This window comes from Chryseobacterium manosquense, from assembly GCF_014623485.1.
Lineage (GTDB): Bacteria > Bacteroidota > Bacteroidia > Flavobacteriales > Weeksellaceae > Kaistella > Kaistella haifensis.
Genome location: NZ_CP060203.1, coordinates 621,983 through 646,384, shown reverse-complemented (window position 1 = coordinate 646,384; position 24,402 = coordinate 621,983). Strand labels below are relative to the sequence as shown.

Here is a 24,402-nt window from a genome sequence, read left to right as displayed (position 1 = left end):
CAATTTATGATAAAAGGTATCCAGTCTAGGCTGAGCGATATTGCCTTGATTAGTAAGGAGAATCGTTTTGAATTTTATATTTTTGTACTTTACAAAATCGAAAAATGACTGGTTTCTAAGTCATTTTCAGCATAAAATAGAGGGGTAATCATAAAAGATGAATAAAGTAAAAAGAACGCCTATTGAAAAAATTGTATCGCCTATACAGAGCTTTATTAAGAATGAAAAAGCAGGTGGAATCGTATTAGGTATTAGTGTAGTCAATGCTTTGATATTAGCAAACTCACCTTTAGCAGAAGAATATCACCATATTCTCGAACACAGGTTTGGTTTTCAGTTAGACGGAAATACTTATTTTGAGTATAACCTGCATCACTGGATCAATGATGGTCTGATGGCTATATTTTTCTTTGTGGTCGGCTTGGAACTAAAAAGAGAGATTGTTGGGGGCGAGTTATCGAATCCACGTAAAGCATTGTTGCCTATTGCTGCTGCATTTGGTGGAATGGCAGTACCTGCTGCAATATATCTGTTTTTAAACCCAAGCGGATAAGTGCACAGTGGCTGGGGAATCCCTATGGCGACCGATATTGCTTTTGCTTTGGGGGTACTTTACTTATTAGGCAGCAGAATTCCACTGACCCTAAAAGTTTTTTTTGACCGCTTTGGCTATCGTTGATGATTTGGGAGCCGTGCTGGTCATTGCTTTTTTCTATACTTCAGATATCTCTATGTTCCATCTCGTTATTGGGGCGTTAGTACTGTTGACAATGTACATCGGTAATAAAATGGGAGTGAGGAGTATTTTGTTCTACGCTATTTTAGGTATTGGTGGTGTTTGGACTACATTTTTGTTATCTGGTGTACATGCCACGATTGCAGCGGTTTTGGCGGCATTTACTATTCCGGCGGATGTAAAAATCAATGAAAAAATATTCAGTAATAATATTCAACGTTTGTTGGATAAGTTTAAAGGAATAGATCCTGACAATAGCAAGCCTATGTTGACAAATGAACAGTTGCATGTTCTCGAAGAAATCCAAAACAGTACGGTAGCGGCGACTCCTCCACTTCAAAGATTGGAACATGCCATGCACCCGATGGTTACATTTATTATTATTCCGGTATTTGCACTGGCAAATGCAGGTGTTTCATTGGCTATAGATATGGAGCATTTGTTTAGTACCAATGTGGCTTTGGGAGTTGCTTTAGGTTTGTTGGTAGGGAAAGTGGTTGGCGTGGTCGGTTTTACATGGCTGTTGGTGAAATTGAAAGTAGCTCCTTTCCCCGAAGGAATGAATCTAAGAAATTTGTTTGGTTTAGGTTTGCTTGCTTCTATTGGATTTACCATGTCATTATTTGTGACTTCATTAGCTTTTTCGCATGAAGAATATATGACACAGGCCAAAATAGGAATTTTTGCAGCATCTATTATCGGAGGTGTGTTGGGGAATTATGTTTTGAGCAAGCAAAGCAAATAATAACTTATAGTCTGGACAGAACATAAATGAAAGAGTTTTTATATGCCAAATGGATTCAACAACTCATTGTTGTATTGCACCTGGTAGCACTTACAGCACTTATAGCTGATTACGGTTTTGTACTCAATCCAGCCTTACAATTAGGCATCATCTCATTATATCTGTTTGTATTGATCATTGGTATTTTTTATACCGTCCTGAAATACTACTATCATCGTAAAGAGTTCATATTAAGTGTTTTTATTTTTGACGGGCTGAGTGTTTTGTTTGTGCTTTATTGTTTGTACAAACAATTATCAAATGAGGGAATATCAGAGATAACTCACTGGATAAGATGGGCTGTTATATTAAAACTGATTCGAGAATTTACCCGCCCACGGTTAAGCTATAAGCGTTCTTTACTGAATCCTGCTCAGTTATTTATCATCAGCTTTATGGGATTAATCGTCATAGGTGCTTTATTATTAATGCTTCCTAAAGCAACTTATGGAGGGATAAATTTTGTAGATGCCTTATTCACTTCTACCAGTGCGGTGTGTGTAACAGGGCTAATCGTGGTGGATACGAGCAGTTTTTTCACTCCACTTGGTCAAACATTAATCATGCTATTGATACAAGCAGGTGGTTTGGGTATTCTAACCTTTGCGAGCTACTTTAGTTATTTCTTTAAAGGTGGATCAACCTACGAAAACCAGTTGGCATTAAGTGATATGACTAATTCTGAGAAGATTGGCGAGGTTTTTACAACTGTAAAAAGGATTTTGACCATTACTTTTTTGATAGAATTTATTGGAGCAGTACTCATTTTCTTCAATTTAGATAAAGCCCTAATTCCATCCTTTTCGGAAAGAATATATTTTTCCGTTTTTCATTCTATTTCCGCTTTCTGCAATGCAGGATTTTCAACCTTGCCCAATGGAATGATGGAAACAAGTTATGTCTATAATTATCCTCTACAGTTTATTATTGTTGTGATATTTGTATTCGGTGGATTAGGGTTTCCAATCGTGATAAATTCCGTAAGATATATAAAACATCTGATAGCAAGATATATTCTTTGGTTTGTAGAAAAGAAGAACAACTACCGTCCATGGATTTTGACCTTGAGCAATAAAATAAATTTACTAACCACGGGCATCCTGATTGTTTTAGGAACCGTTATTATCTACATCAAGGAATATTATAATGTTTTGGGTAATCATGCAGGGGTTGGAAAAATTATCACTGCACTGTTCGCAGCAACGACCCCTAGAACGGCAGGTTTTAATTCCATAGACTTTAGCCAAATGCATTTTTCTTCTATCATTATCATCATTTTCTTAATGTGGGTCGGTGCATCTCCTGCCTCAACCGGTGGAGGTATTAAAACAAGTACATTTGCAATTGCCACATTAAATTATTTGAGTCTTGCAAAAGGTAAACGTAAAATCGAAATTTTCCGACGAGAAGTGGCAGACATTTCCGTAAGAAGGGCTTTTGCTGTGATGAGTCTATCATTATTGGTGATTGGTTCTAGCGTTTTTCTGATCTCTCATTACGACAATCATATTCCGCTATTAGATATTGCATTTGAAAGCTTTTCCGCTTACAGCACTGTTGGGCTTAGTTTGGGGATAACAGGAGACTTGAGTAACGAGAGCAAAATGGTGCTTTTGGCTACGATGTTAATAGGCAGAGTAAGTATGCTAACCATTCTTATTGCCTTTTTTAAGAAGGTTAAGCAAGCGAATTATCATTATCCATCGGATGAAATATTAATCAACTAAAAAGAAGATTTAGAATGAAATTTATAATTATAGGCTTGGGAAACTTTGGAGGTTCATTGGCCGAGAAGCTAACCCAACAAGGAAACGAAGTAATCGGAGTGGATTCACGAGATGAAAAGGTAGTTGCACTAAAGGATAAGTTATCTCATACTATCTGTATGAACGCAACCGATCAGTCAGCTATAACACACCTTCCATTGAAGAATACCGATGTCGTGATGGTTTGTATCGGGGAAGACGAAGGTGCTAACATCATGGTAACGGCACACTTTAAAAATTTAGGGGTCAAAAGATTAATCAGTCGTTCCATAAATCCATTGCACGAGAATGTGTTGCAGGCACTCGGGGTGAATGAAATTGTACGTCCTGAAGAAGAAACTGCTGAGCGTTGGGCTAAAAAGCTATGTTTGAAAGGTGTGGTAGATTCTTTTGAGCTAAACAAGAATTTCAGCATCGTAGAGATTGTGGTACCTGAAAAATATGTTGGCAAAACGATTGAGGAAGTCAAATTCAGAGAATATCACAATGTCTTGATTCTTACCATTATTCGAGATACGCAAGAAAAGAGTTTTTTAGGCAAAAGCAAAAAAGTGCCCAATGTACAGGGAATTCCCGAACCCACTACGATGCTTCAGCGGGATGATATCATCGTGATTTATGGAGCCAACGAAGATTTACAGAAATTCGCTAAGGGGAAATTAGAATAAGACTTCACTTGATTTTGTATTGTTCCATTTTTCTATATAATGTTGCCACTCCAATTTCTAACAATCGGGCTGTTTCTGCTTTATTGCCGTCTGTATGATTGAGTATTTTTTGAATGTGTAACTTTTCGGCACTGGCCATAGAAAACGCAGATAGTTGCTGTGTATTGGATTTGGCATATTGCAGGTCGACAGGCAAAGTATCCCGATCTAATATGTCAGAATCTACCAGAATTACACTTCTTTCGATCACGTTTTTCAACTCTCTGATATTTCCCTTCCAAGGATTATTTTCCAACGCTGTAATATAATCTTCCGATAAGGTTAAAGGTTTTCTATTGGATTTGAGAGCAAAAAGATCTGCATAATATTGTGCCAACAATTTGATGTCTTTTATACGTTCTCTCAAAGATGGGAGCTGAATGCAAAATACAGAAAGTCTGTAAAACAAATCACTCCTGAAATGACCTAACTCAATCTCATTTTCCAGATTTCGGTTGGTAGCGGCTATGATACGGACATTAACTTTGATGGGTTTTGCATCACCAACACGTAAAAACTCACCTGTTTCCAATACACGTAAAATTTTGGCTTGCAAGTCCATTGCCATTTCTCCAATCTCATCCAAAAATATAGTCCCGTTGTGTGCTTCCTCAAAAAGCCCTTTTTGGTCTTTGGTAGCTCCGGTAAATGAACCCGCTTTATGACCAAATAATTCGTTTTCTAAGAGCTCTTTGCTAAAAGCGGAACAGTTTATCGCAACAAAATTTTGGGTGGCTCTTGAACTACCTTGATGAATGGCCTGTGCAAAAACCTCCTTACCCGTACCTGTTTCTCCGGTTAACAATACTGTTGTATCTTTTGGAGCAACCTTCTTTGCTAATTCAATTGCTTTTAAAATTGGCTTTGATGTACCGATAATTTTATCAAATGAATATTTTTCACCCAACTGCTTTTCTAATTGTTGGACTCTTTTATTTAATGCTACCTTTTCACTGGCTTTATATAGAAGCGGGATGATTTTATTGTTGTCATCTCCTTTTGTGATATAGTCGAAGGCACCGTTTTTAATCGCCCTTACACCATCAGGAATATTGCCAAACGCCGTCAACAGAATAACTTCTACTGCAGGATATTTTTCTTTGATAACTTTAGCAGTATCTACACCACTACCATCAGGGAGCTTAACGTCGCATATCACTACGTCTATTTCCTCCACCTCTAATCGTTGCAATCCCGATTTTATGTTAGACGCCTGAAAAACTTCAAAACCTTCAAAACTAATAATCTTTGAAAGGAGGTTTCTCAACTTCTCTTCGTCATCTATTATCAATACTTTCTCCACTTCTTAGCCAATTAGAACAACAAATTTACTAAATATTATGTCTGTTCTAATGATTCTACCACTAAATGAATAAAAATAATCTTTCCCAGCTTGGCTGATATCGGACAATAAACTCATTCAACTGTAAGACCGTCTTTCAGGTGGGTATTGGAAAACTACCCCCGCTGTAACAAATGTTGTAAATCTGGGTCACTGTTTATACGTGTCAGTTCATTTTCAATTATCAGTTCAATATCTTTTTTTATCTGCCTGTAATTCGCTTCAATTTCCTGTTTCATATTATCTGTTCCACTCTCGTCAACAAAGGATAAGATTTGCGGTATCTTCTGATAGACTTTAGTTTCGGCAGCAACCTTTTCATTGTCCACTACAATTTCAGCGTGAAATATTTTCTGCTCGATACGTTCATCGAAGTTATCCGATACAGAACCGACAAACATACCTTGTGTAAGCGTTGAAATTTTCGATGCAGGAATAAGGCTGTCTAACTGTGTCGATATGGAGGTAGATTTATCGTTGCGGTTAATCGTCATACTTTGGCGTTTCTGCAATACTTTTCCAAAGCGTTCCGAAAGGCTTTTTGCCGTTTCGCCAACAACCTGCCCACTGAAAATATTACCTACTGTATTCTGAATTACCTTGCTCTCTTTATCGCCGTAATCCCTTGTTAATTGCGAAAAATCCTGAAATCCCAAGCATACCGCTACCTTATTGCTACGGGCAGTTGCAATAAGATTATCCAGTCCCCTGAAATAAATCGTGGGCAGCTCATCTATGATTACCGAACTCTTTAATTGCCCTTTTTTGTTGATGAGCTTTACAATCCGTGAATTGTACAAACCCAATGCTGCGGAGTAGATATTTTGTCGGTCGGGATTATTCCCTACACACAAAATTTTAGGCTCTTTAGGATTGTTGATGTCCAATGAAAAATCATCCCCGGTCATTACCCAATACAATTGTGGGCTAATCATTCTCGATAACGGAATTTTTGCCGATGCAATCTGTCCCTGTAATTGGTCTTGCGCTCCTGATTGCCAAGCATCCATAAATGGAGATAGATAATTTTCCAAATCGGGATATGAGGTTAAAATAGTAAACACGTCTGCGTATTTCTTATTCAGTAATTCAATGGCGTGTGGGAATGTACAATACTTACCGTTCTCATAGATTTTCAGATACCAAATAATGGCAGCTAATAGGATAATTGGACTTTCCACGAAAAAATCCCCTTGCTTCTGTATCCAGCTTCGATTGAGGTTAAGCATTATAGTATAAGCCGCTTCATAAGCATCCGAAATGTCCGTCATAAAGTCGGGGTTCAAAGGATTACAACGGTGGCTCTTGCGTGGGTCGTCAAAATTTATCACATAAAATTTCGGCTGAACTTTGTATTTATCCCGATGCTTCAATAAATGGTTGTATGCAATGGTAGATAGGTCGTCAAACTTGAAATCGTAGATGTACATTGAGAAGCCTTTCTCAATCTGCTGTTTAATATAGTTGTTTACAATTGCATAAGATTTACCGGAACCAGGTGTTCCTAAAACAATCGTTGCTCTGAAAGGATTGACGATGTTAATCCAACCGTCATTCCACTTATTTTTATAATAAAACTTGGTAGGAAGATTGACAGAATATTCGTTTTCCATCAGCTTGGTTTCCTGCTGAAAACTCTCATTTTCATTATTGAATACATCATCCATAAGATTAGTACGAAGCAATCGGCTCATCCAAACTCCGGCTACCATTAAAGCAACATAACCTAAACCTGTGGTAAGAATATAAAGAAATGTAGCAGTAATTAGAGGTAACTTTAATAACGGAAAGTTCAGAAAGAACAAGACAAAGCCAACGCACAAAGCCACATAGATTTTAGACCAAGTTATCTTCTCATTCTTTACGCCTTTCGTTCCTAAACAACTTAAAGCAAGCAATACCAAAGCAAAGATTTTAGTATATAAAGTATGTGAAAACAAACCTGCTGTTCTATCGAAGTTGCCTAATATTTTGTTGATTACTTCCAACGTCCAGCCACGTTCTATAAAGAAACCGTAGCAAAACCAATAAAGGTGCATCAGTACCAAAAGAATACTTACTGCCCTCATAAAAGCCATTATTTTGGCTAAACCTCTTAAATCGTCTTCTCCCTGCATTATTTTAATTTTTTAATGTTTGGGCGTGAATTTAAAGGCTCTATATAGCGGCTATAAAAATGTGGTAGCCAGTGGCTTTGTGTGGCAGTATTTGTCTGATTGTTATCGCTGACCTCCTTGACGTTTCCTTTTTTTCTTCATTTTATTGGCAAAATCCTGTTCCTCATAATCTTCGCCCCGGGCTTCGGGAAGTAAGCCGCCTAACGCTTCAATCAAACCGTCTTCGTGCTTTTCCGTAGTTAAGAAGTCGAACAAATGATGAGGTTCTTCCGCAGAAAGATCTACATCATTTGGTTTTGATATTTTCGATTGTAGTTCAACTGGCTCTTTAATCCCGGATTTGATATTATTATTCCAATACTCATTAAAGGTATTTGCAGAAAGTTCCTTGCTTAAACGTGAACCGTTCCAAACACTTTTAGAATTGTGGTCTATAAATGTGATACCATAAATACGTCCTGTGTCATTTCTACGAACCACAACGTTAATGCCCTGTTCGCCTAACTGTTTTTTAAAAGCTGGCTCATCACTTGTGGTTTGCAGGGCAATAGTAACGGCATCTTTTATGGTGGGCTTTGTCGGGTGGTCTTTTAAAACCTCTTTGCTTTTCTCAAAATGCAACTCCAGAGCAGGAATTCCAGCGTTTTTTCCGAAAAGTGAAGCTTTGAACGGATGTCCGGCTCTTTCCCCTTTTTCATTTAACGGAATGTACAATAAACCCTGCCTTAGTTGCCCCTGTAATTCGCCCTCCACTTTTTCAATGGTAACATTAAATAGAGAAAGCAAGGCATTATATTCGCCCAAAGTCTGAAATTTATAATAATTAGGTAGATGTCGAACTACTGAAGCGATTTGGCTTTTTACATCTCCAGCTTTGTAATTAACAGGACGGAAAATCTTTTCGCTCTGCTTGTGTTCTTTATCAGTTGCGGGTATCAATCCGTGTTTTCTTTCTAGTTCACGGCAAATATTCATAGACCTCATTTTTTCGAATTTGTCCGAAATCTTTTTGCCTTCTTCGTCCACGCAAACCGATACGATATGAATATGGCTACGGTCAATATCGGCATGTTTGAATACCACAAAAGGCTGGTCGCCGTAACCCATTTCCCGCATATATTCTTCTGCCATTTCCCTATACCGATCATCGCTTACCTTATCTTTCGGGTCGGGATTGAGAGAAATATGCAAAGTAGGTTTCTCGGTATTGCGGTTGGCTATCAGGTAAGGAGCAAAAGATTGGGCTAATTGTGCAACGGAATAATGACCTTTAGCGGTTTCAATCATCTTGTTTGCAAACAAAATCTGTCCGTTTTCATTCTCCACTTTGAGCTGATTGTACGCCAATGCTCCGTATAAATTTCCGCTTCTTCCGATTTTTGCTATCATTTTTACAGCTGTTTTTTCAAATGTTTTGCTTCAAATTCTTCGGTTAACTGAATGATTTTTTGGCATAGCATCGCCATTTCAGCCGTCTGTTTTTCTAATTTATAGAGGAATGCTGCGGCTTTTTTCTCGGAAAAATTCTTGTATAAAAGCTTCACTATTTGGTTGTAATTGACACCCACAGAACGAAACTGACTATGAAACGAGGTTAATCTCATATAAAAATCAACTGTTCCTTTATCAATTTTAACCGATTTCATTTCCTTGCCAAACAACAGGGAAATGATAAACTTTGCTTTGTTAGGCATTCCCGATGCTTCAAAAAGCGATAAAAGTTTGGCATTTTCTTCATCAGTAAGACGAAAGACGTGGCGGTGGATACTTGGGTCGGTTTTTGGTGTCCGTCCGCCCTTATTCTGTTTGCTGTTACTGTTCTCGTTCATCACAAATCCATTTTTAATCCACACAAAACCTCGACTTCGGAGAGCGTTTTCTGCCCCCTGCAAAGGGCAAGTTGTTTTGAGGCACTAACTCGGTTTCGAGTGCCTCAAAACACAACTTGCCGTGTTCTGTTGAACACAAAAATCCGCCCTGCGGGACGGATTAAACGTAACAGGGAAAAACGGCTCGATGCCGTTCCCGTTACCCTCCGATTTGTCAAAAAACTTTTGCGTAAATCCATTAATAAAAATCATTGTACAAAGTAAAGCCCTGTTTACGAAAGCATTGTACTGCATAGCAGTGCCAAACACTGCCTCTGACCGCCAAACACTGCTACAGGCATACAATCGAATGCAATTGATTGGTTCTTTGTGTTTGAATGATGGCAGGAACTCAATCAGGGATGATAGATTGACAGCATTCAAGAATGCAAACAATCCTGCAATCCTGACGGCAGGATTGCAAGGATGAAAGAATGATAGCGTGACGGCTTGTAATCAATCAAGATTACTTTCCTGAATGCAGGATTATAGGAACGCAAGAATGACGGTTATCCTGCCTGACAGCATTCAGGAATGAGTACCGTCCTGCTATATCGCAGACAAGCAGGAAATCAAGAGTTCAGCCAAGAAAGCATGTTGGTTATCCTGCAAGGAAGCCTGAACGAAAGCAGGAATGCCTGACTGATTGTCCGCAGGACTGCAAATAAGTAGAAACATTAAATTTTTAAAATATGGACACAAAAAAGAAACCTCTGTTTATTGCCTTTTCATCTCAAAAAGGCGGTGTAGGCAAAAGTACATTTACAGCACTTATTGCCAGTGCGATGCATTATCGATTAGGCTACAACGTAGCCGTATTTGATGCGGATTTTCCTCAACATAGTTTGATGAAAATGAAGACAAGGGATCTGGCAATGGTAATGGAAAATGAAGCATTAAAAAAGCTGGCGTACAAACAATTTACCACTATCAACAAAAAAGCTTATCCAATTATGCAGTACAAAGCGGACAGCGTATTGGAAGCGGCTCACGAATTTGTAAACGCTTCTTTCATACCGCTTGATGTAGTATTCTTTGATCTGCCTGGAACCGTTAACACGCCTGGTATTCTGAAAGCGTTGGCAGGAATGCACCACATTTTTACGCCAATCACAGCAGACCGTGTGGTAATAGAAAGTACGCTCATCTTCACGCAGCTTTTACAGGATGTGATTATGAAAAAAGGCGAAACTTCCATAAAAACCATTAATCTCTTTTGGAACCAAGTAGATGGCAGAGAAAGTACGCCTTTGTATGGCCTGTACAACCAACTCATCGAGCAACTGGGATTAAGTCTGATGCAAAGCCAAGTGAAGAACAGTACTCGTTTTCGCAAAGAAAGCGAAGTGGACAGCAAAACCGTATTTCGTTCTACCGTAATGCCACCTGATGAACGTTTGATGAAAGCTTGTCAGTTAGATTTGTTCATCAACGAATTTTTAAAAATCATTCAATTATAGCTGTATGGAAAAAGATAATAAAAGAAAAGTCACACCGGAAATCAACGAAGAGTTGATGATGAACCTAATGGTTGATGGCATTAAAAAAGACGGCATACAACTTCCTCCAGAACCTATCGAAGAACCAGAAAAGGAAAACGTAAAACAGGAAGAATTATCATCGCTAAAACCTGTACAAAAAGAACGAAACCGCACAAAGAAAAATCTTGACGGAAGTTATGGCGACCATTTTTTGAAAACCCATTCGATGACGAAACGTGGAGATAAAAGCATTTATATCCGGCAGGAATACCACGAACGGTTATCCCGAATTGTGCAAGTCATTGGTAAAGATGAGATACCGCTTTATGCCTACCTCGATAATATACTGGAGCATCATTTTGAAATGTTTGAAAAAGCAATCACAGATGATTTCAACGAAAAGTTTAAACCCATTTTTTAAACATTTGATTATGGAAATAGTAATTGTGATATGCTTGCTGATTGTAATTTTCTTGCTCGTACAGGATAAAATCATCATCAAAAAAAGGTCGGAACAAAAACCGACACAAGGAAAAATTAATCCAAATCTTCCCGATATTATGGGTAAGCCTAAGCCAGTAAGAAGCCATTTAGTGCCAAACACTACCAATGAAAGCCAAATTGAAGAAGACGAAATAAATCCTGATAATTTAGACATAGAATACGACGAAAATGAAAACGTAGGTATTCAAATTCCGCAGGAAGAGCTGGACGAAGTTTTCAGTAATATGCCTGATTTGGAGGAAGAGGAAGACGAATGGAACAGGTACGGAATATCCGGTGGCGATGACAGTCTTGCCCAAGGGGTTACCTATGAAGAACTAAGCTCCGTAGGTGTTTTGCTTCAAAAAGAAAATTTGGAACAATCTCAAAAGGAAAAAGCGGTAGCGATAGTTCAAAGATTGCAGGGTACTGAATTATTCAGCCTGCTGGAAAATTCCATCGTGGGTGCCTCCCAAAAAATTGCCGAGCTTTTGGATAGGACTCTTTCATCTGAAACGGAAGCCGGTTCTTCCACTTTGCGGAAAAATGATTTGAATGATTTTGACATTGGGGAGTTTGTATAGACTTCCCTTTGTCTTTTAAAATAAGAAAATATGGAAAATGGATTGCCTAATACCAATATAGAACCGGGCAGTTTGCTTGACCTGCGTTTGAATAAAGGCATGCTACCTACACTTGATATTGCAGGTCATACATTCTACGTGGATTTACGCATGAACAAACTACGGCCAAAGGACGACTTTATATCCAAAGGCATAGACTTTACTGAAATAAAAGATTATTATGACCGAGACAGACGGGCATTTGTTATTCCCTATAATCCAACAAAACGCGAATTTCAGCAGGACGATGTTTCTAAAATGACCGAACTGCCTACTGATATTATCATAGTGCAGTTTCCCAATCAGTATGAATTGGATATAGTGGGATGGAATAGAAAGCATGGTAATAGCCTAACTGATCAGGATGTGAAACAAATGCACTTTGAAGCGCGTACCCTGCCGTGGGTAGATACCAATGTGATTGAGCATATAAAACGTAATGTTGCCGAACAGCTAAATCCAAAAGAAGAATATATTGTCAACCAGCCAAAGGACAATCTGTATAAGATACCAACCGATACACAAAGGGTACTTCCGACATATAAAGTATTCGGAACAGAATTTATCGTCGATGTCAATCAGTTGGAACTCCGTCAAAAAGCCAATCCGAAAAATGTAATTTCTCTATCCGACATGGAAGAAAAAGCAGTACAGGGCTACAGATTTTGGTACAGCCCAAACACAAAGGGCTTGACGAAATATGCCGAACCAGGAGCAAAACTAGCAGAGATACCCGACTTTGTAAAACTCGACCCAACTGGGATGTCAAAGAAATATAATATTTCCGAAGATATTATGGCGGGAATGGACGATTTCAAACTAATGGTTGATCAGGATGTGTTCGATAAAATTGCTTACAAAGGTATTATTCCAACAATAGATATTGCGGGGCATACCTTCTATATTGACTTATTCAATGACAAATTGCACCCTAAAGATGATATCTGGTCACGGGGCATCATCTTTTCCGAACTCAAACATTATTATTCGTACAAAGACGACACCTATACAATTCCGTACAATCAAGGGACACATACCTTTCAGGAAGTGAGCCTCAATGTCAAGGAGATTCCCAAAGACCTTATTGTTGTACAAATTCCCGGCAAACGTACCCTTGACCCAATTGGGCAGAATAAGACAAGTGACCTGAATACTTCGGACTATTTAAAAAAACATGGAGTGCAACTGCAATTTGAAGCCAAAGTAATACCGTGGCATCAGACCCGTTTTGCGGAAACTGTAAAACGTAACAATGTACAAGAGATGAAGGCAAAGCAAAAATCAACCATTAGCCCAAAGCCAGAGGAAGAAAGTACAGTAAATAAAAGAAAAGGTCGCAGAATGTAAATCCACTATGTAAAAGAATAGCTAAGCTGTTCCACAATAGACTTTTCACTAAAAGGGAGCTAGTTTTTCTACTTTGCGGATAAGTGATTGGAGAGATTTTTATATTAGTGAGTTTGCTCACACAAACTCACTTTTTTCTGTGTTGAAATAAAATTTGATGTATGTTAGAAAGACTAAAAAAATCAATATCTTTACACAATATGCAATTTTTATGAGCAAAAAAGCAATTAATAGGTTGAAAGTTGTGCTTGCAGAGAAGAATGTAAGTAGTAAATGGTTAGCAGAAAAATTAGGAAAAAACGAAGCAACTATTTCGAGATGGTGTACTAATGAGGTGCAACCACCTATTAAAACTTTTGTCAAAATTGCAGATAGCTTAGACGTTAAACTAACCAACCTTTTCAATGATTAAATAAATGGGAGAAGAAAACAATAATAATATTATCCCATTTAAAGTATCTGCAAGAACAGCAAGATTAATTGGACGGGAGAATGTAGCAAGCTCTAAAGGAGCTATTATCGAACTTGTAAAAAACGCTTATGATGCGGATAGTAAAGTCTGTATTGTTTACTTTGATAATAAATTTTCAACTCTGCTACCAGAAATAGATGAAACACATTTCAGGGGTTTACTTAAACTAGGATTATCGACGGAATCTTTAAATGAAATCTATTTAAAAAATGAAGATGTATATACAATAAAAACAGAATTATCAGAAGAAAAAAAATCTTCTTTCAGAAATTCTATTTCAAAATTGTCAGCACTTTATATTATTGATTTTGGTGAAGGAATGACTCAAAATATCATTCGTGATCACTGGATGACAATTGGCACAGATAATAAAGCAAATGAAGTCTTTACAAAAAATGGAAGAGTAAAATCAGGTGCAAAAGGAATTGGAAGATTTGCATTAGATAAATTAGGTAGTAAATGTGAAATGACTACTATATTTAATCCAGCACCTGAAATTCACAAAGCAGATACTGATATTGATGGTAAGGAAACCAATAACAAAGGATATAACTGGGTTGTAAATTGGGAAGACTTCGAAGGGGATTTTAAAACCATCGATAAAGTTGGTGCGATATTGACAGGCTTACAAACGGATTCAATTAAAGAGGAAGTTTTAAAAAAGATTCCTGAAACTGATTTAAATAAAATAGAATCTGAAAAAGATTTTAAATATGGTACAATCTTAAAGATCACAGAGTTACGTGATAACTGGGAAGATTTTTTTGTAGAACAAGTTTTTTCTGATTTAGAAGTATTAGTTCCGCCAAAAGAAGCAGGCGGTTTTGAAATTTTTGTTTTCAGTTCTTTAACACCTCACAAATATGGAGAAGTTTTAGGTTCAGTTTGTGATGATTTTGATTATAAACTTGTCGCTACAGCTGATGAAAATCAAAATATAAAGATTAAAATTTATAGAAACGAGTATAATGTTGAGTTAATTCCTAATGCATTCTTTGAGAGAGCAGCTATGCAAAAGGAAAACTATAGAAGAACTGATTTCCTAAGGGGGTATTGGGAAAAGGAAACTTCATTTAACCAGTTGCTTAAAGGTTTTGGAGCAGTAGATGAGGACAATATTTTTGAGAGTATCGGCATATTTAATTTTACGTTCTACTTTCTAAAAAGACAATCTAATTCAATTGATGCTAAAAAGTTTTTCAACAAGAACTTTATGTCAAACAGTAGAAAAGACTGGCTTAATAAATTTGGAGGTATTAAGTTAGTTAGAGATAATTTTAGAGTTAGACCATATGGAGAAGTAAAAAACGTTGCTTTTGATTGGCTTGGTCTAGGTAGTCGAAAAACCCAAAGTCCTGCAAGTGTCGCAAAAAAAGAAGGAGGATACAGAGTAGAACCTGATAATGTTGCAGGTGCAATAAATATATCAAGATTGACCAATCTAAATTTTGAAGATAAGTCTAGCCGTGAAGGACTACAGGAAAACAAAATATTTCAGATATTCTCACTGTTAATAACAGAGATAATCGCAGAATTTGAAAAAGATCGAGCTTACATTGCTAGGGAAATGTCAGAGTATGACGATTTTATTTATGGCCCAGAAAGAGACCGTCAAAAAGCTGAAAAATTAAAAAATGATATCTTAGCAAAGAGCAGAGCAAAAAAAGAACAAAAGACTAACGATTCTAATAATGCAAATCCTCAAGGAGAAGAAGCACGGGAAGAATCCGAATCCGACAAAGAAAAAGAAATTTTAGCTGGTGAGTTAGACAGAAAAGATGAAGAAATTGAAAAGCTGAAAGAAGAACAGAAGATGCTTCGAGCTTTAGCAAGTAGCGGGATTGTTCTAGCATCCTTCAGCCATGACTTAAGCAAGTTAAATGATGTTTTAGCTTCAAGAACAGATAAGCTGAAAGACTTGATGCTTGAAAAAATAACAGAAGAAGAATATGCAAATTTAAGAGATAGTAAAAATCCCTTCAAACAATTGGAGCGGATAAAAAAACAAGATACTAAACTTCAAAATTGGTTAAATTTTTCGTTAGGTGCTACTAGAAAAGACAAAAGAAAAAGAAAACAATTATTTTTAAAACCATACTTTGAAAATCTAAAAAATGACTGGAGTACGGTATTTGATGATAGAGGTATATTGTTAGATACTTCTGAAATTGAAGAATTAGACATGAGGGTATTTGAAATAGATATCGATAGCATTTTTAACAATATATTGGTTAATTCTATTGATGCTTTTATTATTTCAAAAGATGAAAGAGAAAGAATTGTTAAAATAAAAGTTTTTAGCAATTCTAAAGAGATAGTTATTGATTATCATGATAATGGCCCTGGATTATCTCCAGACATTTCTGATCCTGAAAAAATTTTCGAGCCACTTTTCACAACAAGAAGAAATAAACAAACTGGGGAAGAAGAAGGTACCGGATTAGGTATGTGGTTGGTCAAATCTATTGTAGATGAAAATGACGGAAAGGTAACCCAGTTATATCCAGAAATAGGTTTTGGGTTAAAAATCACCTTTCCGATTAAATATAAAAGATAAAATATGTACAAAATATTGTTTATCGACGAAGAAAAAGATACACTGGAAGACTTCGAAGAGTTTGTTGAAAAATCTCCTTTAAAAGCTAAACTGGAACCTATAACAATGTTCCCTTTAGCTGATTTAGAGGAAATGATTGAGAAAATAATTAAAACTGCTCCAGACGCCATAATCTCAGACTACAGGCTTAATGAACTTAAAACAGATATTAAATATAATGTGCCTTACAATGGCGTTGATTTAGTTGAAGAATTTCAAAGCATTCGCAATTACTTTCCAAGCTTTGTTTTGACAGCCTTAGATGACGAAGCAGTTAACAATAGTAATGATGTAAATATTGTTTATGTCAAAAATATACTTTACAATAAAGAAGAAGGTAATGCAAAAGCAAAATTTCTTGATAGAGTTATAAGTCAAATTGAACATTACAGAAATCGAATTGAAAGTTACAAGAGAGAATTAGCTGGACTAATAGAAGTTATGAAAAAAGGTGATGCAGATATTACAATTGAAAGTAGAATCATAGAACTCGATGACTTTTTAGAAAAGTCGATTGATGGCAGAAGTGTAATTCCCTCTGAATTTAAAACTCTTTCAAATTCTAATAGGCTTGACAATATTTTGAATAAGGTTGACCAACTATTAAAAAAGTTAGATGAAGATGGCAAGTAATTTTAGACAGCTCAGTCCTAAAAGAACTTGTACAAAAACTTATGCAAGTTATAGAAGCTTTAAATCCTATTTGGCAATTGATTTTAATTCAAGATGTGGTTATACAGATTGTCCAGATTTTTGGTTTGGTGGTAAGAATACATTTCATATTGATCACTTTAAGCCATTTTCAAAAAATCCTGCATTAGCGACAGATTATTCAAACCTGGTTTACTGCTGTTCTTATGTAAACATTCTCAAATCAGATGATGAAGGAGATTACATAGATCCATGTAATATAGATTTTAACGATCACTTCGAAAGAGATGTTGACGGTTCGATTATACCAAAAGACACTTCCAAGGAAGCAAAATATATGTTTTCAAAGTTACAGTTGAATTTGTCTAGATATAAGTTCATTTGGAAATTGGATGAAATTTGGGAAAGGCTGTTGAAACTCCAAGAACAGATTAATAATCCAAAGAATATCAAAATAAAAAATGATTTAAGAATTGTTCACAGCGAATTAGCCGAAGAATTTACTATCTACTTAAAATATTTAAAATCTGCCCAATAGTATTGAAAACGCAAATATTTAAATATCTAAAATCTTACTCCACCCTACCGTTTGATGTGGATAGGCTTATCATTTCTGCATACTTGAGTATTAATAATATTCGAGTTTTAAATAATCGTTTCATTAATAACTATGTAATAAATGATGATAGGGAAAATGAATTCAAAAATCTAAATGAATTCATAATTGTACTACAAAAAGAAATTCAAAATTTTGATAATGAGGCATTAATAGAGCTTTTTGAATTTGTTATTTCCCCTTCTGACAGAGTAATCAACGGTGCAATATATACACCTTCCGAAATCAGAGAATACATTATTGCTCAATCTTTCCGTAGAGAAGGTAATAGAATTGAGAACGCTAAAATAGCAGACATCTCCTGTGGTTGCTCTGGGTTTTTATATACAGCTGCAAGAGAACTAAAAAGACGAACAGGTAATAGCTATCAACATATTTTTCAAAATCAAATTTTTGGCTTAGACATACAAGAATATTCAGTTACGCGAAGTAAACTCCTATTAAGTTTATTGGCTTTGTCAGAAGGTGAAGATGTGGAAGAGTTTCAATTTAATATACATACTGGAGATGCTCTAGTTTTTAATTGGAACAACATATATGAAGATTTTCAGGGATTTGAAATTATTGTTGGAAATCCTCCGTATGTGTCAGCACGCAACTTAGATATAGAAGCTAAAGAGAATATTAAAAATTGGATAGTTAGTACTTCGGGTAATCCCGATTTATATATTCCTTTCTTTCAAATTGGTTATGAAAACCTTGCAGAAAATGGTATTCTTGGATATATTACAATGAACACTTTTTTCAAAAGTTTAAATGGTAGAGCTTTAAGGACTTATTTTGAAGAAAATAGAGCCAAAATAAGAATTATCGACTTTGGGACTCTACAGGTTTTTAAATCTAAGAGTACTTACACTTGCGTCTGCTTTCTAGAAAAAGCAGAACAGAACTACATCGAATATTATAAATCTGCTAATAAAGAATTACCAACCAACAGAAATCAATACAGTAGGATCAACTACGGAAATCTTGATGCTAAAAAGGGCTGGAATCTCAATGACAATGAACTAATATCTCGTATTGAAGCAATTGGAACTCCGTTTGGAGAGAGATTTAAAACAAGACATGGTATTGCCACCTTGAAAAATGATATTTATATTTTTAAGCCTGTAGCAGAAGATGATGATTTTTTTTATCTTCAGAACGGAAGTCTTTATCCAATTGAAAAAGCCTTATGTAAAGATATTTTGAATTCAAATAAATTGAGCAGAGATATCAATTTTGATGCTGTAAGAGAAAAAGTCTTATTTCCGTATAATAACGATATAAAACCGAAAGCCATTGAGGAAGATTTATTAAGAGAACAATTTCCCAAAGCTTTTGAATATCTTCAAGTAAAAAAGAAAATTTTAGCTGAGAGAGATAAAGGGAAAGGAAAATACGAGAAATGGTTTGCTTTTGGAAGGACGCAATCCTTGGAAAAAGTTGGAAATAAATTATTTTTTCCTAAATTTTCAGACAGAATACCAAGCTACTTAATTAGTAATGATGATGACTTGATGTTTTACAATGGTCAAGCGATCATAGGACATTCAGAGGAAGAAATGCAATTTGTTAAGAAAATTTTAGAATCACGTTTGTTTTGGTATTACATTAAGACCACCAGCAAACCGTATTCCTCAGATTATTATTCTTTAAATGGAACTTACATTAAAAATTTTGGAATTCCAGATTTTAGCCAAGATGAGGTTGACTTTTTAATAAATGAGCAGAATCAAATAAATATTGATGAATTTTTAGAAGATTATTACGACATCAGATTGTAAATAGATTTACAGAAGAATATTCAATGTAATTTCAAAAATATTTAAACGCCAAACAGTAAAATGTTTGGCGTTTTTTTTATGCTTAAGCATCCTCAACCACGCCACTCACAGCCAAACACTTCCTTTGACTGCCACTTTACGGTAACGCCTCTTTTTCCATAAGACATTTGTCCCGAAAGCTCGCAAAGTGCGGGATAAACAGTAACAAATTAATGTGTTTCAATTATGGAAAAACAGAGAAAAAAAGTTTTACTGGCAGCCGTGGCAATGCTGTCAGGAATTGGTGCGTTCGCACAGGGAAACGGCTCGGCAGGTATCAACGAGGCTACCCAAATGGTAACAAGTTATTTCGACCCCGCAACGCAGTTAATCTACGCCATCGGTGCAGTCGTCGGGTTAATCGGGGGCGTTAAGGTGTACAACAAATTCAGTTCCGGCGACCCCGACACGAGTAAGACCGCAGCTTCGTGGTTCGGTGCGTGTATCTTCCTGATTGTTGCCGCTACTATCCTGCGTTCATTCTTCCTTTAATCCTTTGCCTTATGAATTACAATATCAACAAAGGCATCGGCAGGACGGTGGAATTTAAAGGGCTGAAAGCACAATACCTGTTCATTTTCGCAGGCGGGCTGCTCGGTACGCTTATCCTCGTGATGATACTGTATATGGCAGGCGTAAACTCTTACATCTGCCTGTTCCTCGGAGCAGGCGGTGCTTCGCTCATCGTATGGCAGACCTTTTCGCTGAACAGGAAGTACGGCGAACACGGGCTGATGAAAATTGCAGGCAATAAAAGGCATCCCCGCTACATCATCTGCCGCAAGCCTGTACACCGCTATTTAAAATTCACACCTAAACAGAATGCCGTATGAGAAATGTAGCAAAGACCACCACACTGGAAAACAAATTTCCGTTGCTGGCAGTAGAGAACAACTGCATCTTATCCAAAGATGCGGACATTACCGCTTGCTTTGAAGTGCGTTTGCCGGAACTGTTCACAGTCGCTTCTGCGGAATACGAAGCCATACATTCCGCCTGGCATAAAGCGATTAAAACCCTGCCTGATTTTACGGTCATTCACAAACAGGATTGGTACATCAAGGAAAGCTATGCGCCCGATTTGGCAAAGGAAGACCAGAGCTTTTTATCAAAGTCTTATCAACGCCATTTCAACGAGCGACCGTTCCTGAACCATTATTGCTACCTGTTCCTTACGAAGACCACTAAGGAAAGAATACGGATGCAAAGCAACTTCAGTTCGCTTTGCAAAGGTACGCTGATACCAAAGGAAATCAGGAACAAGGAAACGATACACCGCTTTATGGAGGCGGTCGCCCAGTTTGAACGTATCGTAAACGATAGCGGTTTTGTAAGCCTGCAACGTTTGACCGAAGAGGACATTATCGGAACGGACAATACACAGGGATTACTGGAACAGTACCTCACGTTATCGAAGGGAGCCGCAACACCAATGCAGGACATCGCACTCGGAAACGAAGAGGTACGCATCGGCAACAAAAGGTTAAGCCTGCACACGCTTTCCGATACGGACGACCTGCCCGGAACAGTATCAGCAGATACCCGTTTTGAAAAGCTATCAACCGACCGTAGCGACTGTCGCCTGTCATTCGCTGCACCTGTGGGTTTGCTGTTAAGCTGCAACCACATCTACAACCAGTACATTTTTTTGGATAACAGCGAAGACAACCTTCAAAAGTTCGAGAAGTCCGCACGGAATATGCACTCACTGGCAAGGTACAGCCGTGCCAATCAAATCAACAAAGAGTGGATAGAAAAGTACCTGAACGAAGCCCACAGCTTCGGGCTGTCCTCCATCCGTGCGCACTTCAACATTATGGCGTGGTCGGAAGACCCTGCGGAACTGAAACAGCTAAAGAACGATTGCGGTAGTGCATTGGCACTGATGGAGTGTAAACCCCGGCACAACACTACGGATGTGGCTACCTTGTACTGGGCAGGAATGCCGGGCAATGCAGGCGACTTTCCGAGCGAAGAAAGTTTTTACACGTTCATTGAGCCTGCATTGTGCTTCTTTACGGAAGAAACCAACTACCACAATTCGCCCTCGCCGTTCGGTATCAAGATGGCTGACAGGCTTACAGGAAAACCTATCCATTTGGATATTTCCGACCTGCCTATGAAGCGTGGTATCATCACGAACCGCAACAAATTCATTTTGGGGCCATCGGGTTCGGGAAAATCGTTCTTCACAAATCATATGGTAAGGCAATACTACGAACAGGGTGCTCACGTCCTGTTGGTGGATACAGGGAATAGTTATCAGGGCTTATGCGAACTCATCAAAGGAAAGACCAAAGGCGAAGACGGCGTGTATTTTACATACACCGAAGACAATCCCATTGCCTTTAACCCTTTCTATACCGATGATGGCGTGTTCGACATTGAGAAGCGGGAAAGTGTCAAGACTTTGATACTGACACTCTGGAAACGTGATGATGAACCGCCAACCCGTTCTGAAGAGGTTGCTCTTTCCAATGCCGTAAGCGGCTATATCGAACGTATCAAAACGGACGATGTTTACCCATCATTTAACGGTTTCTACGAGTATGTCAAAGGCGATTACCGCAAGGTACTCGAAGAAAAACAGGTAAGGGAAAAAGACTTTGACATAGCAAATTTTTTAAACGTTCTCGAACCCTACTATAAAGGCGGAGAGTACGATTATCTGTTGAACTCCGATAAGCAGTTAGACCTGCTTTCCAAACGCTTTATCGTGTTTGAAATTGATGCGATTAAAGACCACAAAATCCTCTTTCCCATAGTCACAATCATCATTATGGAAGTTTTTATCAACAAGATGCGGAGGCTGAAAGGTATCCGAAAACTCATCCTGATTGAAGAAGCGTGGAAAGCGATTGCCAAAGAAGGAATGGCGGAATATATAAAATATTTATTTAAAACCGTCCGCAAATTCTTCGGAGAGGCGATTGTCGTTACGCAAGAGGTAGATGATATTATCCAGTCGCCCATTGTAAAAGAAAGTATCATCAACAATTCCGACTGTAAAATCCTCTTAGACCAGCGTAAGTATATGAATAAATTCGATGACATACAGGCAATGTTGGGGCTTACAGATAAGGAAAAAGGTCAGGTACTTTCAATCAATATGAACAACGATGCAAGCCGACTGTACAAAGAGGTTTGGATTGGCTTAGGTGGTACGAACTCGGCAGTCTATGCCACCGAAGTTAGTTTGGAGGAATACCTCGCATACACGACAGAAGAAACCGAAAAAATGGAGGTAATGCAATTAGCTTCCGAATTGGACGGTAACGTAGAACTCGCCATTAAGCATATCGCAATGCAAAGGCGTGACAAAGCAAATCAATAGTCATTAACATTTTAAAATTCATAAAAATGAAAAAGTTCCTTTTTATGGTGTGTACGGCACTAATGCTCGCCGTAGCACCGTCCGCAAAAGCACAATGGGTAGTAACCGACCCCACAAATCTGGCATCGGGTATTCTCAACAGTGCGAATGAAATCGTACAGACTTCTTCCACGGTATCCAATGTAATTAAAAATTTCAAGGAAGTGGAAAAGGTGTATAAACAGGGTAAGGAGTATTACGACAAGCTACAAGCTGTAAATAATCTTGTAAAAGATGCACGTAAGGTACAGCAGACTGTATTGCTTGTCGGTGACGTATCCGAAATGTATGTTACCAACTTCGGTAAGATGATGAACGACCCGAATTTTTCTGCACAGGAATTGGCAGCTATCAGCAATGGTTATTCGGCATTGCTGAATGAAAGTACCGAACTGCTGAAAGAACTCAAACAGATTGTAACCTCATCAAGCCTTTCGCTGAACGACAAAGAGCGTATGGATATTATTGATAGAGTGTACAAAGAAGTAAAGGAATACCACAGCTTGGTACGCTACTATACCAATAAGAATATCTCTGTAAGTATTCTAAGAGCAAAAAAGCAGAACAATACCAAAAGAGTGCTTGACCTCTATGGAACTCCTAACCAAAAATACTGGTAGTTATGGAATTTCAAAATCTTCACGAAGTCCTACGCTCATTATATGATGAGATGCTCCCACTGTCCGCCGATATGGCGGCAGTGGCTAAAGGGATAGCCGGATTGGGGGCTTTGTTCTATGTTGCCATAAAAGTATGGCAGGCTTTGAGCAGGGCTGAACCCATTGATATGTACCCCTTGCTCCGTCCTTTCGCTTTGGGGCTTTGCATTATGTTTTTCCCAACTATCGTATTGGGAACAATCAATGCCGTGTTAAGTCCGGTGGTACAGGGTACTCACACAATCCTCGAAAATCAGGTGCTTGACCTCAACGATTTGCAGGCGAAAAAAGACCTGTTGGAACGGGAAGCTATGCTACGAAATCCTGAAACAGCCTATCTCGTATCAAATGAGGAATTTGATAAAAAGCTCGAAGAATTGGGCTGGTCGCCCGGCGATTTGATTACGATGTCGGGAATGTATATGGATAGGTTTGCCTACCAAACCGAACAAGCTATTAAGAATTGGTTTCGCAATCTGTTAGAGGTACTGTTTCAGGCGGCAGCTTTGGTTATTGATACCATAAGGACGTTCTTTCTCATCGTCCTGTCCATACTCGGGCCGATAGCCTTTGCGATAAGCGTGTGGGACGGTTTTCAGTCCACGCTCACGCAATGGCTGACCCGATACGTCAGCGTTTACCTGTGGTTGCCCGTGGCAGACCTGTTCAGCTCTATGCTTGCCAAAATACAATCCCTCATTATCGAAAAGGATATAGCAATGCTTGCCGACCCGACCTATATACCCGACACATCCAATACCGTGTACATCATCTTTATGATAATCGGTATCGTGGGTTACTTCACTATCCCAACGGTAACAGGCTGGATTATTCAGGCAGGCGGTGCAGGAAACTTTACCCGTAACGTAAACCAAGCGGCAATGAAAACCGGAAATATCGCCGGAGCAGGAACAGGTTCGGCTGTTGGAAATATCGGTGGCAGGTTAATGGGGAAATAAAAACAATCAAATCATTT

Annotated in this window: 21 protein-coding genes and 1 pseudogene; 17 read left to right on the top strand and 5 right to left on the bottom strand. The window is 37.9% G+C overall.

The window, feature by feature from the left end:
* Window positions 1–157: 157 nt before the first annotated feature.
* The 3 genes and pseudogenes from nhaA (at window position 158) to H0S70_RS03025 (ending at window position 3,954) form a co-directional block, all read left to right on the top strand.
* A pseudogene (gene nhaA, locus H0S70_RS03035) lies at window positions 158–1,481 on the top strand (Na+/H+ antiporter NhaA).
* Between the two features lie 26 nt (window positions 1,482–1,507).
* Window positions 1,508–3,247, top strand: a complete 1,740-nt coding sequence (locus H0S70_RS03030) for a TrkH family potassium uptake protein (RefSeq protein WP_207895652.1) — start codon at window positions 1,508–1,510, stop codon at window positions 3,245–3,247.
* Between the two features lie 14 nt (window positions 3,248–3,261).
* On the top strand, window positions 3,262–3,954 hold the full coding sequence (locus tag H0S70_RS03025; RefSeq protein WP_123247849.1) for a potassium channel family protein: 693 nt from the start codon (window positions 3,262–3,264) through the stop codon (window positions 3,952–3,954).
* Window positions 3,955–3,958: 4 nt separating this feature from the next.
* Here the strand turns inward: H0S70_RS03025 and H0S70_RS03020 are convergent, their stop codons facing one another.
* The 5 genes from H0S70_RS03020 to H0S70_RS14415 all read right to left on the bottom strand — a co-directional run bounded on the left by H0S70_RS03020 (window position 3,959) and on the right by H0S70_RS14415 (window position 9,998).
* Entirely contained in the window at window positions 3,959–5,296 is a 1,338-nt protein-coding gene (locus H0S70_RS03020) for a sigma-54-dependent transcriptional regulator (RefSeq protein ID WP_123247850.1), read from the bottom strand.
* A gap of 155 nt (window positions 5,297–5,451) precedes the next feature.
* Complete coding sequence (gene mobC, locus H0S70_RS03015) at window positions 5,452–7,452, bottom strand: conjugal transfer protein MobC (protein ID WP_188321655.1); 2,001 nt, start codon at window positions 7,450–7,452, stop codon at window positions 5,452–5,454.
* Window positions 7,453–7,554: 102 nt separating this feature from the next.
* Window positions 7,555–8,841 carry a conjugal transfer protein MobB gene (gene mobB / locus H0S70_RS03010; protein ID WP_188321654.1) on the bottom strand — a complete coding sequence of 429 codons (1,287 nt, stop codon included), beginning with the start codon at window positions 8,839–8,841 and terminating at the stop codon, window positions 7,555–7,557.
* A gap of 2 nt (window positions 8,842–8,843) precedes the next feature.
* The gene (gene mobA / locus H0S70_RS03005) at window positions 8,844–9,281 is read right to left on the bottom strand and encodes a conjugal transfer protein MobA (protein WP_115046945.1); all 438 of its coding nucleotides are present in this window, start codon (window positions 9,279–9,281) and stop codon (window positions 8,844–8,846) included.
* A 588-nt stretch (window positions 9,282–9,869) separates the two neighbouring features.
* On the bottom strand, window positions 9,870–9,998 hold the full coding sequence (locus H0S70_RS14415; RefSeq protein WP_262891127.1) for a hypothetical protein: 129 nt from the start codon (window positions 9,996–9,998) through the stop codon (window positions 9,870–9,872).
* A 14-nt stretch (window positions 9,999–10,012) separates the two neighbouring features.
* Between H0S70_RS14415 and H0S70_RS03000 the strand changes: the two genes are divergently transcribed.
* The 14 genes from H0S70_RS03000 (at window position 10,013) to traJ (ending at window position 24,385) form a co-directional block, all read left to right on the top strand.
* Window positions 10,013–10,780 carry a ParA family protein gene (locus tag H0S70_RS03000; RefSeq protein ID WP_188321653.1) on the top strand — a complete coding sequence of 256 codons (768 nt, stop codon included), beginning with the start codon at window positions 10,013–10,015 and terminating at the stop codon, window positions 10,778–10,780.
* A gap of 4 nt (window positions 10,781–10,784) precedes the next feature.
* Window positions 10,785–11,222 carry a DUF3408 domain-containing protein gene (locus H0S70_RS02995; protein ID WP_188321652.1) on the top strand — a complete coding sequence of 146 codons (438 nt, stop codon included), beginning with the start codon at window positions 10,785–10,787 and terminating at the stop codon, window positions 11,220–11,222.
* A 10-nt stretch (window positions 11,223–11,232) separates the two neighbouring features.
* Complete coding sequence (locus H0S70_RS02990; protein ID WP_188321651.1) at window positions 11,233–11,868, top strand: conjugal transfer protein TraD; 636 nt, start codon at window positions 11,233–11,235, stop codon at window positions 11,866–11,868.
* 30 nt (window positions 11,869–11,898) lie between these two features.
* Window positions 11,899–13,254 carry a hypothetical protein gene (locus H0S70_RS02985; RefSeq protein WP_188321650.1) on the top strand — a complete coding sequence of 452 codons (1,356 nt, stop codon included), beginning with the start codon at window positions 11,899–11,901 and terminating at the stop codon, window positions 13,252–13,254.
* A gap of 211 nt (window positions 13,255–13,465) precedes the next feature.
* Window positions 13,466–13,666 carry a helix-turn-helix transcriptional regulator gene (locus tag H0S70_RS02980; protein WP_026712923.1) on the top strand — a complete coding sequence of 67 codons (201 nt, stop codon included), beginning with the start codon at window positions 13,466–13,468 and terminating at the stop codon, window positions 13,664–13,666.
* Window positions 13,667–13,670: 4 nt separating this feature from the next.
* Window positions 13,671–16,283, top strand: coding sequence for an ATP-binding protein (locus H0S70_RS02975; RefSeq protein ID WP_188321649.1), 2,613 nt, complete (start codon window positions 13,671–13,673; stop codon window positions 16,281–16,283).
* Between the two features lie 3 nt (window positions 16,284–16,286).
* Window positions 16,287–16,955: a response regulator gene (locus tag H0S70_RS02970; protein WP_188321648.1), complete on the top strand. Its 669-nt coding sequence runs from the start codon at window positions 16,287–16,289 to the stop codon at window positions 16,953–16,955.
* Complete coding sequence (locus H0S70_RS02965; protein WP_188321647.1) at window positions 16,945–17,511, top strand: HNH endonuclease family protein; 567 nt, start codon at window positions 16,945–16,947, stop codon at window positions 17,509–17,511. Before H0S70_RS02970 ends, H0S70_RS02965 begins: the two co-directional genes overlap by 11 nt.
* A 2-nt stretch (window positions 17,512–17,513) precedes the next feature.
* Window positions 17,514–19,355: an Eco57I restriction-modification methylase domain-containing protein gene (locus H0S70_RS02960; protein ID WP_188321646.1), complete on the top strand. Its 1,842-nt coding sequence runs from the start codon at window positions 17,514–17,516 to the stop codon at window positions 19,353–19,355.
* Between the two features lie 225 nt (window positions 19,356–19,580).
* Window positions 19,581–19,886 (top strand): DUF4134 domain-containing protein, encoded by a 306-nt coding sequence (locus H0S70_RS02955; protein ID WP_002979435.1) that lies wholly within the window; start codon window positions 19,581–19,583, stop codon window positions 19,884–19,886.
* Window positions 19,887–19,897: 11 nt separating this feature from the next.
* On the top strand, window positions 19,898–20,227 hold the full coding sequence (locus H0S70_RS02950; RefSeq protein WP_072885918.1) for a DUF4133 domain-containing protein: 330 nt from the start codon (window positions 19,898–19,900) through the stop codon (window positions 20,225–20,227).
* Window positions 20,224–22,728 carry a TraG family conjugative transposon ATPase gene (locus H0S70_RS02945; RefSeq protein ID WP_188321645.1) on the top strand — a complete coding sequence of 835 codons (2,505 nt, stop codon included), beginning with the start codon at window positions 20,224–20,226 and terminating at the stop codon, window positions 22,726–22,728. The genes H0S70_RS02950 and H0S70_RS02945 overlap by 4 nt, the downstream gene beginning before the upstream one ends.
* Window positions 22,729–22,754: 26 nt before the next feature.
* Window positions 22,755–23,387: a DUF4141 domain-containing protein gene (locus tag H0S70_RS02940; protein ID WP_019974899.1), complete on the top strand. Its 633-nt coding sequence runs from the start codon at window positions 22,755–22,757 to the stop codon at window positions 23,385–23,387.
* A gap of 2 nt (window positions 23,388–23,389) precedes the next feature.
* The gene (gene traJ / locus H0S70_RS02935; RefSeq protein ID WP_055133012.1) at window positions 23,390–24,385 is read left to right on the top strand and encodes a conjugative transposon protein TraJ; all 996 of its coding nucleotides are present in this window, start codon (window positions 23,390–23,392) and stop codon (window positions 24,383–24,385) included.
* The last annotated feature ends 17 nt before the right edge of the window (window positions 24,386–24,402 follow it).

Coding starts and splice junctions, on each gene's coding strand:
- mobC (WP_188321655.1), bottom strand. CDS start 7,452: ATGCAGGGAGAAGACGATTTAAGAGGTTTAGCCAAAATAATGGCTTTT.
- H0S70_RS02970 (WP_188321648.1), top strand. CDS start 16,287: ATGTACAAAATATTGTTTATCGACGAAGAAAAAGATACACTGGAAGAC.
- H0S70_RS02945 (WP_188321645.1), top strand. CDS start 20,224: ATGAGAAATGTAGCAAAGACCACCACACTGGAAAACAAATTTCCGTTG.
- H0S70_RS03025 (WP_123247849.1), top strand. CDS start 3,262: ATGAAATTTATAATTATAGGCTTGGGAAACTTTGGAGGTTCATTGGCC.
- H0S70_RS14415 (WP_262891127.1), bottom strand. CDS start 9,998: ATGTTTCTACTTATTTGCAGTCCTGCGGACAATCAGTCAGGCATTCCT.
- mobA (WP_115046945.1), bottom strand. CDS start 9,281: ATGAACGAGAACAGTAACAGCAAACAGAATAAGGGCGGACGGACACCA.
- H0S70_RS02980 (WP_026712923.1), top strand. CDS start 13,466: ATGAGCAAAAAAGCAATTAATAGGTTGAAAGTTGTGCTTGCAGAGAAG.
- H0S70_RS02955 (WP_002979435.1), top strand. CDS start 19,581: ATGGAAAAACAGAGAAAAAAAGTTTTACTGGCAGCCGTGGCAATGCTG.
- H0S70_RS02985 (WP_188321650.1), top strand. CDS start 11,899: ATGGAAAATGGATTGCCTAATACCAATATAGAACCGGGCAGTTTGCTT.
- H0S70_RS02995 (WP_188321652.1), top strand. CDS start 10,785: ATGGAAAAAGATAATAAAAGAAAAGTCACACCGGAAATCAACGAAGAG.
- H0S70_RS03030 (WP_207895652.1), top strand. CDS start 1,508: ATGAAAGAGTTTTTATATGCCAAATGGATTCAACAACTCATTGTTGTA.
- H0S70_RS02965 (WP_188321647.1), top strand. CDS start 16,945: ATGGCAAGTAATTTTAGACAGCTCAGTCCTAAAAGAACTTGTACAAAA.
- H0S70_RS02975 (WP_188321649.1), top strand. CDS start 13,671: ATGGGAGAAGAAAACAATAATAATATTATCCCATTTAAAGTATCTGCA.
- traJ (WP_055133012.1), top strand. CDS start 23,390: ATGGAATTTCAAAATCTTCACGAAGTCCTACGCTCATTATATGATGAG.
- H0S70_RS02950 (WP_072885918.1), top strand. CDS start 19,898: ATGAATTACAATATCAACAAAGGCATCGGCAGGACGGTGGAATTTAAA.
- H0S70_RS02940 (WP_019974899.1), top strand. CDS start 22,755: ATGAAAAAGTTCCTTTTTATGGTGTGTACGGCACTAATGCTCGCCGTA.
- H0S70_RS02990 (WP_188321651.1), top strand. CDS start 11,233: ATGGAAATAGTAATTGTGATATGCTTGCTGATTGTAATTTTCTTGCTC.
- mobB (WP_188321654.1), bottom strand. CDS start 8,841: ATGATAGCAAAAATCGGAAGAAGCGGAAATTTATACGGAGCATTGGCG.
- H0S70_RS03000 (WP_188321653.1), top strand. CDS start 10,013: ATGGACACAAAAAAGAAACCTCTGTTTATTGCCTTTTCATCTCAAAAA.